Annotated in this window: 15 protein-coding genes, 1 tRNA gene, 2 rRNA genes and 1 pseudogene (1 of these 19 only partly in view); 9 read left to right on the plus strand and 10 right to left on the minus strand. The window is 61.5% G+C overall.

What is annotated here, in order from left to right; translation table 11 throughout:
• The 3 genes from ACVWZA_RS04325 to ACVWZA_RS04335 all read left to right on the plus strand — a co-directional run.
• Nucleotides 1-1567: ribosomal RNA gene (locus ACVWZA_RS04325) — 23S ribosomal RNA — on the plus strand (it extends 1225 nt beyond the left edge of the window).
• A 189-nt stretch (nt 1568-1756) separates the two neighbouring features.
• A 5S ribosomal RNA gene (gene rrf / locus ACVWZA_RS04330) occupies nt 1757-1871 on the plus strand.
• Between the two features lie 89 nt (nt 1872-1960).
• Nucleotides 1961-2037, plus strand: a tRNA-Met gene (locus tag ACVWZA_RS04335).
• 237 nt (nt 2038-2274) lie between these two features.
• Here ACVWZA_RS04335 and ACVWZA_RS04340 read toward each other — a convergent pair.
• From ACVWZA_RS04340 to ACVWZA_RS04350, 3 genes and pseudogenes are all read right to left on the minus strand, one after another.
• Nucleotides 2275-2623 (minus strand): annotated as a pseudogene (locus ACVWZA_RS04340) (IS3 family transposase); the annotation flags it as partial.
• Between the two features lie 69 nt (nt 2624-2692).
• Nucleotides 2693-3402, minus strand: a protein-coding gene (locus ACVWZA_RS04345) for an IS5 family transposase (protein ID WP_457310066.1) whose coding sequence is annotated in 2 segments (ribosomal slippage) — nt 2693-3066 and nt 3066-3402 — 711 coding nt in all. Because the reading frame shifts where the segments join, the coding sequence is not laid out codon by codon here.
• Nucleotides 3403-3486: 84 nt separating this feature from the next.
• Nucleotides 3487-4941, minus strand: coding sequence for a cell division protein FtsZ (locus tag ACVWZA_RS04350; protein ID WP_457309903.1), 1455 nt, complete (start codon nt 4939-4941; stop codon nt 3487-3489).
• A 286-nt stretch (nt 4942-5227) separates the two neighbouring features.
• Here ACVWZA_RS04350 and ACVWZA_RS04355 point away from each other — a divergent pair, with 286 nt between their 5' ends.
• The 4 genes from ACVWZA_RS04355 (at nt 5228) to ACVWZA_RS04370 (ending at nt 9503) form a co-directional block, all read left to right on the plus strand.
• Complete coding sequence (locus tag ACVWZA_RS04355) at nt 5228-5818, plus strand: division/cell wall cluster transcriptional repressor MraZ (RefSeq protein WP_457309904.1); 591 nt, start codon at nt 5228-5230, stop codon at nt 5816-5818.
• A gap of 76 nt (nt 5819-5894) precedes the next feature.
• On the plus strand, nt 5895-6029 hold the full coding sequence (locus tag ACVWZA_RS04360) for a hypothetical protein (RefSeq protein WP_457309905.1): 135 nt from the start codon (nt 5895-5897) through the stop codon (nt 6027-6029).
• Between the two features lie 220 nt (nt 6030-6249).
• Nucleotides 6250-8886 carry a PAS domain-containing sensor histidine kinase gene (locus ACVWZA_RS04365; RefSeq protein WP_457309906.1) on the plus strand — a complete coding sequence of 879 codons (2637 nt, stop codon included), beginning with the start codon at nt 6250-6252 and terminating at the stop codon, nt 8884-8886.
• Entirely contained in the window at nt 8883-9503 is a 621-nt protein-coding gene (locus ACVWZA_RS04370) for a response regulator transcription factor (RefSeq protein ID WP_457309907.1), read from the plus strand. Before ACVWZA_RS04365 ends, ACVWZA_RS04370 begins: the two co-directional genes overlap by 4 nt.
• On the opposite strand, the gene ACVWZA_RS04375 is transcribed toward ACVWZA_RS04370, so the two are convergent.
• A complete protein-coding gene (locus ACVWZA_RS04375) occupies nt 9487-9846 on the minus strand; it encodes a hypothetical protein (protein ID WP_457309908.1) in 360 nt (119 codons plus the stop codon). The two genes, ACVWZA_RS04370 and ACVWZA_RS04375, sit on opposite strands and share 17 nt — an antisense overlap.
• 485 nt (nt 9847-10331) lie before the next feature.
• On the opposite strand from ACVWZA_RS04375, the gene ACVWZA_RS04380 reads away from it, so the two are divergent.
• Entirely contained in the window at nt 10332-10574 is a 243-nt protein-coding gene (locus ACVWZA_RS04380; RefSeq protein ID WP_457309909.1) for a DUF6894 family protein, read from the plus strand.
• Here ACVWZA_RS04380 and ACVWZA_RS04385 read toward each other — a convergent pair.
• Nucleotides 10528-11016, minus strand: coding sequence for a response regulator (locus ACVWZA_RS04385; protein WP_457309910.1), 489 nt, complete (start codon nt 11014-11016; stop codon nt 10528-10530). The two genes, ACVWZA_RS04380 and ACVWZA_RS04385, sit on opposite strands and share 47 nt — an antisense overlap.
• The gene (locus tag ACVWZA_RS04390; protein WP_457309911.1) at nt 11013-11576 is read right to left on the minus strand and encodes a hemerythrin domain-containing protein; all 564 of its coding nucleotides are present in this window, start codon (nt 11574-11576) and stop codon (nt 11013-11015) included. Before ACVWZA_RS04390 ends, ACVWZA_RS04385 begins: the two co-directional genes overlap by 4 nt.
• Before the next feature lie 506 nt (nt 11577-12082).
• Between ACVWZA_RS04390 and ACVWZA_RS04395 the strand changes: the two genes are divergently transcribed.
• Nucleotides 12083-12862, plus strand: coding sequence for a sulfite exporter TauE/SafE family protein (locus tag ACVWZA_RS04395; protein ID WP_457310067.1), 780 nt, complete (start codon nt 12083-12085; stop codon nt 12860-12862).
• A 32-nt stretch (nt 12863-12894) separates the two neighbouring features.
• Here the strand turns inward: ACVWZA_RS04395 and ACVWZA_RS04400 are convergent, their stop codons facing one another.
• Genes ACVWZA_RS04400 through ACVWZA_RS04415 form a run of 4 tightly spaced genes read right to left on the minus strand, consistent with a single transcriptional unit; the run spans nt 12895 to nt 15644 of the window.
• Nucleotides 12895-14007 (minus strand): molybdopterin molybdotransferase MoeA, encoded by a 1113-nt coding sequence (locus tag ACVWZA_RS04400; RefSeq protein ID WP_457309912.1) that lies wholly within the window; start codon nt 14005-14007, stop codon nt 12895-12897.
• Complete coding sequence (locus ACVWZA_RS04405) at nt 14000-14563, minus strand: molybdenum cofactor guanylyltransferase (protein ID WP_457309913.1); 564 nt, start codon at nt 14561-14563, stop codon at nt 14000-14002. The genes ACVWZA_RS04400 and ACVWZA_RS04405 overlap by 8 nt, the downstream gene beginning before the upstream one ends.
• Nucleotides 14560-15354 carry a formate dehydrogenase accessory sulfurtransferase FdhD gene (gene fdhD, locus ACVWZA_RS04410; RefSeq protein ID WP_457309914.1) on the minus strand — a complete coding sequence of 265 codons (795 nt, stop codon included), beginning with the start codon at nt 15352-15354 and terminating at the stop codon, nt 14560-14562. The genes ACVWZA_RS04405 and fdhD overlap by 4 nt, the downstream gene beginning before the upstream one ends.
• Nucleotides 15351-15644 carry a formate dehydrogenase subunit delta gene (locus tag ACVWZA_RS04415; protein WP_457309915.1) on the minus strand — a complete coding sequence of 98 codons (294 nt, stop codon included), beginning with the start codon at nt 15642-15644 and terminating at the stop codon, nt 15351-15353. The genes fdhD and ACVWZA_RS04415 overlap by 4 nt, the downstream gene beginning before the upstream one ends.
• Between the last annotated feature and the right edge of the window lie 11 nt (nt 15645-15655).

Here is a 15655-nt window from a genome sequence, read left to right on the forward strand (position 1 = left end):
AGCGTTCCGTAAGCCGGTGAAGCGATCTGGTAATGGGTCGTGGAGGTATCGGAAGTGCGAATGCAGACATGAGTAGCGATAAAGAGGGTGAGATGCCCTCTCGCCGAAAGACCAAGGGTTCCTGCGCAAGGCTAATCCGCGCAGGGTGAGTCGGCCCCTAAGACGAGCCCGAAGGGGGTAGTCGATGGGAACACGGTTAATATTCCGTGACCTGGTGGTGTGTGACGGATCTCGTGTGTTGTCAGACCTTATTGGATTGGTCTGGCTTCGAAGAGGTTCCAGGAAATAGCCCCACCGTATAGACCGTACCCGAAACCGACACAGGTGGTCAGGTAGAGTATACCAAGGCGCTTGAGTGAAGTGTCCTGAAGGAACTCGGCAAATTGCCTCCGTACCTTCGGAAGAAGGAGGCCCTCACAGCGGGCAACCGTTATGAGGGGGCACAGGCCAGGGGGTAGCGACTGTTTAGCAAAAACACAGGGCTCTGCTAAGTCGGCTTCAAGACGACGTATAGGGCCTGACGCCTGCCCGGTGCCTGAAGGTTAAGTGGAGGGGTGCAAGCTCCGAAATGAAGCCCAGGTAAACGGCGGCCGTAACTATAACGGTCCTAAGGTAGCGAAATTCCTTGTCGGGTAAGTTCCGACCTGCACGAATGGCGTAACGACTTCCCCACTGTCTCCAGGACATGCTCAGCGAAATTGAATTCTCCGTGAAGATGCGGAGTACCCGCGGTTAGACGGAAAGACCCCGTGCACCTTTACTGCAGCTTCAGAGTGGCATTAGGAAAGAACTGTGTAGCATAGGTGGGAGGCTTTGAAGCGACGGCGCCAGCTGTCGTGGAGCCATAGGTGAAATACCACCCTGTTGTTTTCTGATGTCTAACCTCGATCCATGAAACTGGATCAGGGACCCTCTGTGGCGGGTAGTTTGACTGGGGCGGTCGCCTCCTAAAGAGTAACGGAGGCGCGCGAAGGTTGGCTCAGGACGGTTGGAAACCGTCTGTTAGAGTGCAATGGCATAAGCCAGCCTGACTGCGAGACTGACAAGTCGAGCAGAGACGAAAGTCGGTCATAGTGATCCGGTGGTCCCTTGTGGAAGGGCCATCGCTCAACGGATAAAAGGTACGCCGGGGATAACAGGCTGATAACCCCCAAGAGCTCATATCGACGGGGTTGTTTGGCACCTCGATGTCGGCTCATCACATCCTGGGGCTGGAGCAGGTCCCAAGGGTTTGGCTGTTCGCCAATTAAAGTGGTACGTGAGCTGGGTTCAGAACGTCGCGAGACAGTTTGGTCCCTATCTGCCGTGGGCGTCGAAATTTGAGAGGAGTTGACCCTAGTACGAGAGGACCGGGTTGAACATACCTCTGGTGTACCTGTCGTTTCGCCAGAAGCGCAGCAGGGTAGCTATGTATGGACGGGATAACCGCTGAAAGCATCTAAGCGGGAAGCCTCCCTCGAGATAAGATTTCATAGAGCCGTCGGAGACCACGACGTTGATAGATCGGATGTAGAAGTGCGGTAACGCATGGAGCTAACCGATACTAATTGCTCTATTTGCGCTTGAGAGTCCCGCCATCAACGACAACTCTGGGTAACACCAGCGTTTGTCCGGGAATGTCGGATGATTAAGAGCTACGCCTAATACAACTACACTTGAATTCTAGGTAAAGTGTGCATTGATTTTAGAACCGTTTTTCGCTCCCTTTATGGGCCCCATCTGGTTTGCCAGATGGGTGTTCTCACCGGCTTCATTGCTTGGTGGCTATAGCGTCAGTGCCCCACCCGATCCCATCCCGAACTCGGCCGTGAAACCTGACTGCGCCGATGGTACTATCGCTTAAGCGATGGAAGAGTAGGTCGTCGCCAGGCATTGTAGCCGGTGAGCAGCGAAAAACGAATTCTAGTACGGAACCCATTCACATGTCTTTCCCCGCTTCATTGCGGGAGAAGAACCTTGGCGCGGGGTGGAGCAGCCCGGTAGCTCGTCAGGCTCATAACCTGAAGGTCACAGGTTCAAATCCTGTCCCCGCAACCAACTTCAGAACAGTCGGGCCGTCCCTTTGGGGAGCGGCCCTTCTTGCGTTCAGCGCATGATCGCGGCCCAACCGGCCCTGCAGGTCCCAATCTCCACAACCATCCTCCCGAGCCATGTAGGCCTCCGGTGAGGACCACAGCTACGCTGCTATAAGCAGGGCTTCGGGCATCCGCCAGTTCCACGGGAGCAGGTCTGCGAGCCGGGTCTGATCTTCCCCTGATTGCACGGACATCTGGGTTAGCCCGTCATGCTTTGCTCGGCCTGTTCTGGGGTGAGATACCCGAGGGCCGAGTGCATGCGGTGCCGACTGTAATATCCTTCGATGTATCCGAACAGTGCTTGCCGTGCCTCGGCGTGCGTCGTCCAGCGACATTGATGGACCTGTTCGACCTTCAAAGTATGGGAAGAAGCTCTCCATCGGGGCATTGTCGTAGCAGTTGCCGGTCCGGCTCATCGAGGGTGTTGCGCCGATCGCCGACAAGTGGTCGACATAGGCGCCAGCTCCATATTGCGACCCCCTGTCCGAGTGGTGGATCAGGCCCGGTGCGGGTCGTTGCCGCTGCGCGGCCATCGCATCCGCCCCGACTTCATCATCCACCGCGCCGCTCCGCCGAAAGGCACAAGCATCGCAGCATCACCGTCAGCCGCAAGGCGGTCAACGCGCCACGCTTACATCGTAGCGGGTGGCGAAGCGCCTGAAATGCTTCATGCGGCCAAAGCATCGTTCGATCTGATTGCGATGCTTGTAGACGGCTTCGTCGTGGGGGATGAAGATCTTGCGGTTGCGCTTTGACGGGATCACCGCCTCGGCGTTCATGCCGGCGATCAGCTCACGCAAGTCGTTACTGTCATAGGCTTTGTCGGCGAGTACCGCCTTGGCTGTCTGCCCTTCCAAGAGATCGGCAGTGGCGGTGATGTCGTGTGCCTGGCCAGCCGTGATCCGGAAGCACAACGGCCTCCCCCCCAACGTGTCGGCCAGCATATGAACCTTGGTCGTCAATCCACCCCGGGACCGCCCCAGCGCCTGATCCTTGGGCCCCCTTTTCCGGTCGCTGCCTGCTGGTGGGCGCGAACAATGGTACTGTCGAGCATGAGGTAGTTGTTGTCCCGGTCGGCCGTGAGCGTGTCAAACACCCGCTCCCACACACCGGCATGACACCATCTGCTGAAACGGCGATGCACCGCCTTCCAGCGACCGTAACGCTCCGGCAGGTCGCACCAATGTGCGCCCGAGCGCAACACCCACAAACATCCGTTCACCAACAAGCGGTTGCCCGATCCCGTCCGACCGGGATCGCTCGCCTTCCCCGGCAGCAATGGCGCAATCCTCGCCCATTGTGCTTCGTTCAACTCGCACCGCTTGATCCCCATTGTCCGCTCCGCGCTCCAAACACGGAACTTCATGGATCAGACATCAACCGTTTTGGAAATCCTGAATGTCGATCCCGCCTAATGGCGCGTTAGGGCAAATGCCTTGGTGACATAAAACTTACGTGATGTCGCGGGAGCGGCATGACCACTGGTCGATTTCAGGCGGCGACCCAGGCGGCGCTTTAGATCGCGGGTCGCGCCGAAGATACGGTCCGCGAGGCTGAACGGCCTGGCCTGACGCGCTATGCCCGACCCCGCCATCTCTTCGGCCCCTTTGTCGGCCAGGGCGGTCAAGTCGTGCGTCAATATCAGGAGGGGCTCTTCCGTGTGTGGTATGGACTCCGGTTTGGCGAAAACTCGCTTGGCGCTGGCCCCGGTCGCACTCGCGCAAGCGGTGATTCCATCGACGGAGACCGATACCATGATCGCTGCCGCCGCGGGGGTCGCGACAACGCTTTGCGCACGGGGGAGGGTGAGCGCGGTGGAGACATCGTTTGCCGCGGCTGGATACGCTGTCGCCTGCACGGTTGCTCGTGGGGTCAGGATATAGACCGCCGCGCGCTCTCCCAACGGCTGGGCGAGGGGCAGGCCGGCGGCAACGATGCCCACGCGCAGCCGCCCGGTCAGAGCCGGATCGATCACCGCCCCCCAGGCCAGCTCTACTTCGCTCACCGCGCCGGCCCGGATCAACGCGATCACCTCATCAACTTCGAACAGGCTGAGATCGCTGCCGCCGGCCACGGTGACGAGCAGGCGCTGCGCCGTCGCCGGCACTCCTTTCAGCAGGGGATTGCTCAGCGCCGATTTCGCCGCTTCGGCCGCCCGGCCCGCACCGCTACACTGCTCGCTATAGCCGACCACCGCATTGCCGCTGGACAACAGGATCGCGCGCAGATCCGCGGCGGTGACGCGCTTCAACGCGGGTTCACCGAGCAACAGCGCAAAGTCGGTCGCGCTTTCGCGGATGATCGAATCCGACAGGCCGAGCGCGGTGCGTAACGTGGCTTCGCGACCGGCGACGTCGAACAGATTCTGATTGCATACCGTGATCAGTGCATCGACGCTGTCGTGCAGATCGATCGCGCCGATTTCCGCGGCGTGCATGCGCCTTTTGCCTTCAAAGGCGAAGGGCATGGTCGCGACGCCGATGGTCAATATACCCCTATCGCGGGCCGCGCGGGCAATGATCGGCGCCGCACCGGTACCGGTGCCTCCGCCAAGCCCCGCCGCGATGAAGCAGAGCGAAGAACCCTCCAGCGCGCGCACAATCTCCGGCATCGCCTCCTCTGCTGCAGCGCGTCCGATTTCGGCCCGCGTACCGGCGCCCAATCCACCGGTCAGGTTTCGCCCAAGCTGCAGTCGGCTGGCTGCCGGAACGGCGCGGAGCGCCTGTAAATCGGTATTGGCGCAGATGATCTTCATGCCGCGGCAATCGCGCGCCATCAGTTGCGCCACAGCGTTGCCTCCCGCGCCACCAACGCCAAACACAGTAACGCTGGGGGCAACGCAAAATTCCACCTGAGCCTTCGCCATTCCAATGCTCCCGCCGCGCCGAGTCGCGCCGCGATCGGAAAGATATCCAGATGAATGGAGAGTCGCGATCCAGTATAACTACGCGGTGAGGGCGGGTCTCGGGCTGTGTGAATTAATTCACCGATGTTATGCCGTAACACTTACTGCATTGGCCGGTGATTTTATTCCCTGGTCACGCAAGCTACGCAATATAACGGGTCCGGAATATCACAATCGTACTTTAACGGAATTCTGCGACTCGAACGGGTTCGGTTAACCACGTTGTATGATGGCAATGGGGATTCGAATGGACGAGCTCTTTTTCGGCAGCGCCGTGTGCGATGTGACCAGCGGAGGTGATATCTCGCTGCCGCGTCGCTTCGTGGAAACCATCCGGCTCCGCTCGCTGGATCAAATGCTTTTCATCGGCTTGCATGAGGACGCACAGTGCCTTGTTGCGTTTGATCGTCGCTATGCGATGCAGCGCCAGTTTGATGCTGAGGCGAGCAATATCCCGGCCGATGCACATCGCCTGCGCCGGGATTATGGCTTTGTCGAATCGGCGCTGATCGCGCCGGACGGCATGATGGCCCTGCCGGCGCTGATGCGTGAGCGCGGCCATATCGGGCACTCGGTGTTGCTTGTCGCGACCGGGCGGCGCTTCGAAATCTGGGATCTGGCTCACGTTCTCAAGCGGGGCCCCTCCGATCTCATCATACTCGCAACCCATCATCTCATGATTCATATAGGAAAGGAGGTTCTCCATGTCCCTGCGCTGTCATCTGCTGAGTCATGCCCTGGCGCTCGACGTGCGGATCAATCAGGGGTTTGCCTTCGGCCGCTGCCGGCGATGCGGCCGCGACATGATCCGGTCGGCGAAGGCGCGGCCGGCAACTGAGTGGAGGAGCGTGCCAAGCGGCTTTCGCGTCGTGCGCGGCCCACATGCCGTGCCGGGCGGCAACGGATCGCGGCCCATGCCTGATCGGCACAGCACGATGTCTGGGGATGTCCTGCGTATCGGTGGCGCGGTGCTGTACTGGCGGCTGATCGATTTGTTGCGGGAGAAGCGGCCACGGCGCGAGATCGTGCGGCGTCTGTCGATGGGGTGAGCCTGGCCGAGCCCGAGGGCGGCGCTTCTCGGGCCCCGCCGCGAAGGATTAGGCCCAATTTGGATCAGATAGTTGCTTTCATGATCATTCGGCGCCTCTTAGTTCTGGTAGTGCTAAGTATTCGACTCCGCAAAAAGCGCTACCGGGAAGGGAAAGCGAATAATTGAAGCGGCAACTCGCTGCGCGTCGGACGAACGCTGCAGTCGAAGAGCAGAGGATCGTGTTCGGCCTTGTCGCGGCCGCGGGACTTGTCAGCGGTATCGGGTTTACCGGATGGCTGGTCGATGTGCCGGTGCTTCAGGGTTTCGGTATTGTCGGTTACCCGATATGGCCTTTGGCGGCGCTGGGCTATTTGTTTCTCTTCGCCGGTTTCGCCATGACTCTGCTGGACTATCGCCTGGCGCCGTTGCTGCTCGCCGTTCCTCTCCTGATCGCATTGTTCGCGTTCGCCGGGCATGGAGGTGGCGGGTTGTCGGGCAGTAACGCGCCGCTGTCCGCTGACCGGTTGGCACAGGTCACCAGCGGATTTCGCGGCCCGCCTGCGGTGAATTCGATCGTTGCATTCGCTTTTCTCAGCACGGCGTTGCTGCTGTCGGCAAATCGCAGCAACGTCAGCGCGGGGCTTGCAAATCTGCTCGCCACGGCGTCGCTGTGTGTCGGCCTGTTTTCGATGGTGTTGTTGTTGGCAATCATTCCGGCGCGCGACACCGTGACGCAGATCCTCATCTCCCCTTTTCCTGCGGCGCTCGCCAATATACTGCTCGCGTCCGCCTTTCTGTGTTGGCGTCAGGGAACGCGCTGGAATCTTTTTCGTTCGCGAAACCGCCTCCGATGGCCGCTCGTCGGGTTGGTTGTGCTGCTGCCGATCCTGCCCGTGGTTGTCGCGCGTTGGGTGCCTATCGCGTTGCAAGTATCGCCGCTCGCCACCGACCTGATCGCCATTCTATGCAATGTCGGCATTGTCGGATTGCTGGTCCGGCTTTCCGTCGATCGCCTCGCATATGAACAGGCCAAATCACAGGAAATCACCAGCGCACTGGATGTCGCGGCGATCGTGCTGACCCGGCCCAACGGTAAAATCGTCCATTGGTCGCGCGGTTGCGAACAGCTTTATGGCTGGTCGGCGATCGATGCGATTGGCCGACAAAAGAATGATTTGCTGCAGCCGCATAGCGTAAGCGCGAATGGGGGCGAGATTTCCGGGACACCTGTGGTCGGCGAAATTGATTTGAGTGTCCGGTGCCGCGACGGATCGCGGATCAGAGTACTCCAGAGGACTCAGGTGGTTGAACGCCCCGGTCGTGAAGCGTTGTTCGTGGTCAAGATGCTGGACATTTCCGACCGCATTCGCGCCGAGGAGGCGCTGCGCGAAAGTGAAGCCCGCTTCGCCATCGCCGCCGAAGCGCAGCAGCTTGGCGTATCCCATTGGGATATCGTCAGCGGTCGGCTTGAATGGTCGCCAGGCTCTGAGCAGCGGCTGGGCCTGGAACCCGGCAGCCTGAGCAGCTTCGCGCAGTGGAAAGCGCTGGTCGAGCCGGAGGATACAAAGGGCGTGATGGACTCGATTGCACGCGCAGTCGCCAATCACGACGAGCGGATCACCTTCCAGTATCGTTTTAGGCAACCGGCCGGCGCGATGCGGACGATCGAGGGATCCGCCAGGCTAATCTATCACGAGAATGGTGAGCTTGGCGCGGTCATCGCGGCCAATGTCGACGTCACCGAACGCCATGAACGCGAAGCGGCGCAGCAATTGCGGTCGATCATCGACGTCGTTCCGGACGCGACGATCGTTTTCAACCTGGCGGGCACGATCCGGAGCTTCAGCGCGGCGGCCGAGCGCATGTTCGGTTGCGACAGTACGGCGGCGATCGGCAGCGACGTCAAACTGCTGATCCCCGAGGTGATCGCCGCGGCGCATGGTCTGTCGATCATCCATCCGCTCAATCCGGGGCAGCGGCACGCCAGCGAGCCCGCCCGTGAACTGACCGCCCGGCGCATGGACGGCTCGCCCTTTCCGGTCGAGTTGAATGTCGGGGAGGCCTGGTTTGGTGGGGAACGCATGTTCACCGGTGTCATTCGCGACATTTCCGATCGACATGCAACGGAACAAAGGATGAGCGAGCTCAATGCCGAGCTTGCCCATATCTCGCGTCAGAGCGCGATGAGCGAGGTTGCGGCCGACCTGGCGCACGAACTGAACCAGCCGCTCAGCGCCACCGCCAATTTTCTCGCTTCGGCGCGTATGCTGATCGAACGCGGGGAGGACAATGCGCGGGTCGCCGACTTGCTTAAAATGGGTGAGGACCAGACGCTGCGGTCGGGCGAGATCATCCGACGGTTGCGCGACTTCCTCGCCAAGAACGAGACCGAAATGCGCGTCGAATCGCTCGCCAAGACGGTTCGTGAAGCGGTCGATCTGGTCTTGTTCGGCACCGCCCAGTTCGGAATCAAGTTGGTTTATAACCTCGATCCCGCCGCCGACATGGTGTTCGCCGATCGTATTCAGGTACAACAGGTGATGGTGAATCTCCTGCGCAATGCGGTTGATGCGCTGCGCGAGCAACCGACCGGCGCGCGCGAGATCATCATCGCTTCGCGCCGGGTGGCGGATGGCATGAACGAGCTTTCGGTGAGCGACAATGGCCCCGGCTTGCCCAAGTCGATCGGCGGCGAGCTCCATTCGCGGTTCGCGACGACCAAATCGGGGTCCGCCATGGGCATCGGCCTGTCGATATCGCGACGCATCGTCGAGGCGCATGGCGGCACGCTCGTTGCGATGGACCGGATCGGCGGCGGTGCGGAATTCCGCTTCACGCTGCCGGCGCTCGAAGAGCTGGAGGAGTTGGAGGAATGACACGCACAATCTATATCGTCGATGATGACGACGCGGTGCGCGCGTCGCTTCACACCTTGTTGTCGCTGCAACCCAATCTGGTGGTGCGGAGTTTCCGCAGCGGCGACCGGTTTCTGGAGGAAGTGCCCGATCTCGACCCGGGCGTTTTGCTGCTCGATTTTCAGATGCCAGGAGTCAGCGGATTCGACGTGTTGCAGGCAATTCGCGATCAAGGTACTAAGGCGTTCGCGGCGATCATCGTTACCGGCGAGGGTAATATAGGGTTTGCGGTGCAGGCGATGAAGGCGGGCGCGATCGACTTTATCGAAAAGCCCTATCAGGCCGAAAAACTGCTCGCTGCGATCGAGGTTGCGTTTGCCAGGCTGACAGAAGACGGCGCCGCCGCGGCACATATGCAACAGGCCACGGCCAAGATCGCTGCGCTATCGCCACGGGAGCGCGACGTGCTGACCGGACTTATCGAGGGGCGGGCCAACAAGGTCATCGCGCACGAGCTCGAAATCAGCCCGCGGACGGTCGAGATCTATCGTGCCAACCTGATGACGAAACTGGGTGTGCGTAATCTGCCCGAGGCATTGCGCATCGCTTTTGCTGCGGGGCTCATTCCGCCTGGATAGGCCGAGGATCGCGTCGCCAGTCGGCAAGCGTTTCCACGACACGCGAAAGTGCATCGCGTAAAGCTATGATTCGGACGTGGTCATTGTCCGATGGCGCCGCTGCCTCGGCAATGATGATGATCCCCTTCCACTGTCGCGTTTCAAGCAGTTCATCGAGCCGGCCATCAATGCTCTCCAGATCGATGATCAGGATCGCCGGCGGACGCGCGTGGCGGTGGATCGCGGGTTGGTCAAATGACCCTTCCAACGAAAGAATGCTCTCCCCCAGCATCGACAAACGCCCGATTAACGCGCTGCGCAGCCCAAGGTCGCGAACCATCAATGTCAGCAGATCTCCTTTCACTTGGACGATTTCCCGTATCTGAAGACCCCGGACGGATCATGTTAGCGACGTCATCGTGGCCGGCTTGCTCGGGAAAATACCTAAATGGCGACCATGTCGATGCCATGTCGGAATCGCATGCGCTGCTTACATATCCGTTGTGGCGACTTTAGGTAATTTCCCTCGACGGCAATGGCCGTGGTGCGGGGCGTCAAGGTAGCGCGGCTTCGCTTGAGCGAGGAGGCGGCGTCAATTATGGTGTGAAAACAATGACCCAAATGCTGATCGATCATTTTGTATTGGGCGGATCGGTTGTCTTGCATGAGCCAGTATTGTGACGAAAAAGCTCAAATAATCGCGGTGAATTTGTCCCATATCCGGTGCCCTATGGATATCCACTATATTGCACCGCGTGGTGTTTCGCTGTAGATTCGCCATCGCCTTCTTACGCAAGAGGCGTAGATGACCGAGGGCCGTGGCGCTCTCGCCCCGAGCTGGAAGACGTTATGCCCCACTATTTCTTCGATATCGTGGACGGTCAGGATTTGCCCGACTTGGAGGGATCTGAATGGCCCGATTTGGCCGCAGCCAGAATGGAGGCGGTGCGGTATTCGGCCGAAGTCCTCAAGGAAATGCCGGAACGCTTCTGGGACTGTGAAGCGTGGAAGATGACCGTCTCCGACGCCGACCGGGTCATGTTGTTTACCCTAACGTTTCTGGCCGAGAGTGCGGAGCCTTTGACCGCCTAGTCGCTTGGCGGACGACCGGCATCGGCTGGCGTTTGAATTTGGCCGACGCGGTTGCGCTGTTCCGCCGCGCCGTTTTTTTCAGCGTGCTCACGAACAAGGGGCAGGCGCTGAGCAACTTGCCTTTGTCGAAGCACGCTGCCGCCCCGCTCGCCATTGCCTCCCCAACTTCGAATGCGCCGTCTTTGGCGGATGATGACAGGACGATGATCGGTGGATGCGGATGTTCGCTTAATTCCCGCAGGAAATGCAGGCCGCCCACGCCGGGCATGGCCAGGTCCAGCGTTATCACATTGGGTCGGCTGGTGAGCATCAAGGTGCGGGCGTCGTCGATATCCGCTGCAATGCCGACCACCTGGCATTCCGGATCTCGCGAGATGATATGTTCGAGCATCGCCCGGATCGTGACGGAATCGTCGACGATCAATACCCGGATGGGAATCATATCGTCGGTCGCGAGATCTTCGGGGAAGCTGTTTCGATGAAGGGCGGAGCCGCGTCGCATCCGGCGCTTGAGCGCCTTATGGCTGCCTGGATCGTGATCCCGTCGCCGGCCCAGTTACGGGTGCCGGGGAGCCAGAGTGGCTCGAGTTCTCCAGTTTTGGTGACGAGGGGGAACAGCAGGCGTTCCTCGCGATCCAGCTTCGTCCGCATGCTGATGATCAGCGTCTTCACGGCTATCTGAAAATCGGGCCAGCGGGCTGCTATCTCCTTGGCCGTCCACATCGCCACATGTGCCTTATAGGCGATATGGAGCTGCTCGATGCCGGCCACGCAATCGTCCACGGCCCTGCGCGATGCCGGATCCGGATCATCCCGGAGATGCTGGAACAGATGTCGCTCCTCATAGGCAAGATGCTGATGCACCGTTCGTGTCATCTCGCATCGTTTTTGTGCCAATTCGTCGAGATCACATGGCTCGCTGGACGAAACCAGCACCGCCAGGTCCGCGCCGATTGAACGAAGCTTGTCATGCTCTCGCAGTAATCTGGTGAGCATCATCATTCATCCTCTGCCGTTCGGATCGGCGGCATCGAAAAACGATCCCGTCAAACCGGCTGGTTTCAGGCCAACCGTTCGGCGTGGCGGCCCGTAAGCGGCAAATGCGCCCAGTGCCGCTTGTCGCAGTGGGCGATGACTCGGACCTTACAATGCGGTGCCGTAATTATACGGAGGCGAGCCGGATCCCGCGAATTCACCTTTGGCGGAGGGCCGGCGTTGGTCACATTTTCGGTGCTGGCTCGCCGCGCAGGAGTGCGGGGGGTATTTGCTCATCTGACATCATGGGTCGGTCGGCGAACGCGCATTCGGGCGCGGTTTGCCCGAATATTGCGGACCGGAATTTTGCGGGCCGGAATACTGCGGAAGAGTCTGGCGATGGCGCGCAGGAGAAAATCTACCTCGCGCGCGTTGTCGAATGCGACGAAGCTTCGGACGGGAATGGTCCGGCCGATAGGACGCCAACATTCGCAAGACCTGTTCGAGCCTGGCCCGAGACGAGAGTGCCGATGATGTTCGAGATCCATCCCCTCTACTCGATCGCGGGTGTCGCGGTGGGCATGCTCGTCGGCATGACAGGCGTCGGTGGCGGATCGCTGATGACCCCGTTGCTTGTCCTGGCGTTCGGCTTTCACCCGGCCACGGCGGTCGGCACCGATCTGCTTTATGCCTCTGCCACAAAGACCGTTGGCACCGTGGTCCATGGCTTCAGCGGCACGGTGGATTGGAAAATCGTACGGCGGCTGGCCCTGGGCAGCGTGCCCGCCACCCTGTTGACGCTTCTGGTCCTGAGTTATGCCGGCACGAAGTTCGATGGGATGGAGCATGTGGTTACGGTCACGCTCGGTCTTGCCCTCATTGCGACAGCGATCGCCATGGGCTTTCGTCGTCAGATCCTGGCCTATTATGCGGACACCATCGACGCGATGACCGATCGCCAGGTGAAGCGCCTGACGGTCATTCTGGGCGTCGCGCTCGGTGTCCTCGTGTCGCTGTCGTCGGTCGGCGCGGGCGCGCTCGGGATGACTGCGCTCCTGGTCCTTTATCCCAAGCTGTCGACAAACCGCCTCGTCGGATCCGACATTGCTCACGCGGTACCCCTGACCCTGATCGCAGGCATGGGGCATTGGGCGATGGGCTCGGTGGATTTCGGGCTGTTGCTGTCGCTGCTGATCGGATCGGTGCCGGGCATCATTGTCGGCAGCCTGATCTCGGCACGCATTCCAGATCGGATATCGCGCGCGGTTCTCGCCGGGACGCTGGCAATCGTTGGCGGCAAGCTGATCTTCTGACCGAGGCTCTCGTTGTCAGCCCGGTACCTGGCTCATTCCAGGTTTGCGCGCAAATCGTAGCTGCGCACCAGCGAGTCCCCGGATAGAGCGAGATCGACAGACAACCAGCAGTTCGCCTCGAGCAACGAACGCATCATGTGAGATTGCTGCCCCGGCAGGATCTCGATGCTCGATTGGCCATGCGACGAACTGCGATGTGCCCTGAGGAACATTGTCGTGCGCTCGCGACCCGCCACGTCGCCCGCCACATCGCCCGCCACATCGATGATCTCCGGCTCACCCGTCTCCGGCGGCCGGCCCAGCATCGCCCGAACCGCTGCCAGCACGAGAAAACGGAAGCCGAGCAGGGAGGCAACGGGGTTGCCGGGCAGGCCGAAAAACAGCGTGCCATCGGCAAAGCTTGCAAAGAGGACCGGCTTGCCCGGACGCATCCGCACTCCGTGGAAATATATCCTGGCTCCCATGGCGCGCAGGACGGCGGCGATATGGTCGTGATCGCCGGCCGATACGCCACCCGTGGAGATGAGGATATCGGTGGAACCGCTTGCCAGAATGGCGCGAAATGCCCGTTCGATCTGCCCCGGATCATCGCCGACCGGCGGGTGACACTGCACGGGCAGCCCAAGGCTTGCGGCGGACGCCCGGATCATCGGGCCATTGGCATCGGGAATGGTGCTCGGCACGGACGACCCGACAAGTTCGTCGCCGGTCGGGATGAGCGAGAGTCGCGGAGAGCGGAATACCGGAACATGGCGGAGGCCGTAGCTGGCAAGCGCGCCGATCGTCTCGGTGGTGATCACTGTGTCGCAGTCGGCGGGCATCTTCGCGCCCGTACTGATCGGATTAGCCGCGCCGTCGATCGCCGCGATCGGCGAATGGCCGGCCCGATGCGCTCCGGCGATCGCCAGGCTGACCGGCATTTGCGCCGTCGCCGCTTCGGCGGCGCTCGCAGCAAAGGCGAAGCCGTCCATCGCCGATGCGTCGAAGCCGGGATAGTCATGCGCGGCGAACAGGTCGGCGACCGTCCAGCGGCCCAGCGCGTCGGGCAGCGGCACGAGCAGCTCGACCGGCGGAGGCGCCACGGCCGCGACGCGCGCGCGCGCTTCGTCGAACCCCGGCTTGGCGGCATAGTCGCGCTCAGTCACGCGGGAATGTCCGTGCGAGCATCGACAAATCGTCCTGCGTGTTGATGTTGGGCAGGTCCTCGGCCAGCGAGAGCACAGCCGCACCGACCTCGACCGCCCATCCGCGCATCGATCGTCGGCGATCGCTGGCCAGGAAAATGTCGAGCCGGTCGGCAAGGTCGGCGGGCCACAAACCGATGATCGGTATCGCTTCGACGAACGACGGACACCCCGACGCTCGGAGCCGTTCGACCAGATCCGGCGGCAGGACCGGCATGTCGCAGCCGACCGTCATCACCGCGGTATGGCCCTGCGCGCGCGCATGGTGAAGCGCTGCGTTGAGCCCGCCAAGTGGGCCAAGGTCGGCAAAGGGGCGGTCGGGTATCGCCGCGATCGCGGCTTTGCCGACCTTGGCCCGCTCGCCGCGGCCGACCAGCACGACGCTATCGACCTGTGGCGCAAGCGCCGCGGCGACGCGGTCGATCAGGCTTTGTCCGGCAAGCAGCGCCACCGCCTTGTCCGACCCGAACCGCTGCGATCGCCCGCCGGCGAGGATCGCGCCGAGCAACTGCGTCACGGCCCATTACCTTTGGCCATGACCAGCGCGGCATCGGGCCGCGCCAGAACGACGAGCCGGACGCCGGCTGCGCGCGCGCGCGCGCCCGCGAGCGTGGTCGGCGCGGAAATCGTGACGAGCAACGGACAGCCGGAGAGCGCCGCCTTTTCAACCAGCTCATAGGAGCAGCGCGATGACAGGAGCGCGAAGCCGCCGTCCCAGTCCCGACCCGCGCGCGCCATCGCGCCGATCAGCTTGTCGAACGCATTGTGCCGCCCGACACCCTCGCGGACGGCAATGATCGTTCCGTCCGACCGGCATCGTGCGGCGGCATGGACGGCGCCTGTTTTCCGGTTGAGCGGCTGCATCTTGCGCAGCGATGCCAGTGCCGCGAAGATGGCCGCCTCGTCCGCCTGACTCGCCGCGGTGATGACGGGCAGGGGGCGCAGCGCCTGCTCCAGATTGTCGATCCCGCACAGCCCGCATGAGGAATCCGACACGCGGTGGCGGACGCGGCCAAGCAATATTTCGGTGCGTGTTTCGGCCAGGGTGACGCGCAGGATATGGCCGGCAGGGGCGACATGGTGATCGATCGCCAGTATCTCGCCGCGATCCTCCACCAGCCTTTCGCTGAGCGCGAAGCCGATCGCGAAATCCTCCAGATCGGCCGGGCTCGCCATCATCACCGCATAGCCGATGCCATTGAATTCCAGCGAAACCGGCGCTTCGACCGCGACCGCACGCACCACGTCGTCATGTCCGCCATCCGGCGTGATCCGGTCGAAGAAGACCGGCCGGGTCGTCCCGCTCATCCGGCGTCTGATGGCGGCACACCGTCCGCCCCGACGGCGACGTCGGTGGCGGGAGTCTGGGAGGGCGCCATGCCCTTGTCGCGCAACATCGTCACCGCCTCCCTTGCCATGTCATTCAGGCCATCGCCGCCCTGATCGAGATAAGCAATGATCTGCGCACACATTCGCGGATCCCAGAAGTGCCAGAGATGATCCCAGGTCGCGGTCGCCGCGTTCGCGCCTTGCTGATGCTCCAGCTCGATCGCGATCTGGTTGGCCATCCTGACCAGCTTGTCGATCGTCGCGCACATTCGGCGGCGAC

This window comes from Sphingomonas sp. UYAg733, from assembly GCF_054057355.1.

What these genes read in the sequence shown, in the direction of transcription:
- ACVWZA_RS04350 (WP_457309903.1), bottom strand. Translation starts at nt 4,941, where the DNA reads ATGGCGAAGGCTCAGGTGGAATTTTGCGTTGCCCCCAGCGTTACTGTG.
- ACVWZA_RS04355 (WP_457309904.1), top strand. Translation starts at nt 5,228, where the DNA reads ATGGACGAGCTCTTTTTCGGCAGCGCCGTGTGCGATGTGACCAGCGGA.
- ACVWZA_RS04360 (WP_457309905.1), top strand. Translation starts at nt 5,895, where the DNA reads ATGCCTGATCGGCACAGCACGATGTCTGGGGATGTCCTGCGTATCGGT.
- ACVWZA_RS04370 (WP_457309907.1), top strand. Translation starts at nt 8,883, where the DNA reads ATGACACGCACAATCTATATCGTCGATGATGACGACGCGGTGCGCGCG.
- ACVWZA_RS04380 (WP_457309909.1), top strand. Translation starts at nt 10,332, where the DNA reads ATGCCCCACTATTTCTTCGATATCGTGGACGGTCAGGATTTGCCCGAC.
- ACVWZA_RS04385 (WP_457309910.1), bottom strand. Translation starts at nt 11,016, where the DNA reads ATGATTCCCATCCGGGTATTGATCGTCGACGATTCCGTCACGATCCGG.
- ACVWZA_RS04390 (WP_457309911.1), bottom strand. Translation starts at nt 11,576, where the DNA reads ATGATGATGCTCACCAGATTACTGCGAGAGCATGACAAGCTTCGTTCA.
- ACVWZA_RS04395 (WP_457310067.1), top strand. Translation starts at nt 12,083, where the DNA reads ATGTTCGAGATCCATCCCCTCTACTCGATCGCGGGTGTCGCGGTGGGC.
- fdhD (WP_457309914.1), bottom strand. Translation starts at nt 15,354, where the DNA reads ATGAGCGGGACGACCCGGCCGGTCTTCTTCGACCGGATCACGCCGGAT.
- ACVWZA_RS04415 (WP_457309915.1), bottom strand. Translation starts at nt 15,644, where the DNA reads ATGTGCGCGACGATCGACAAGCTGGTCAGGATGGCCAACCAGATCGCG.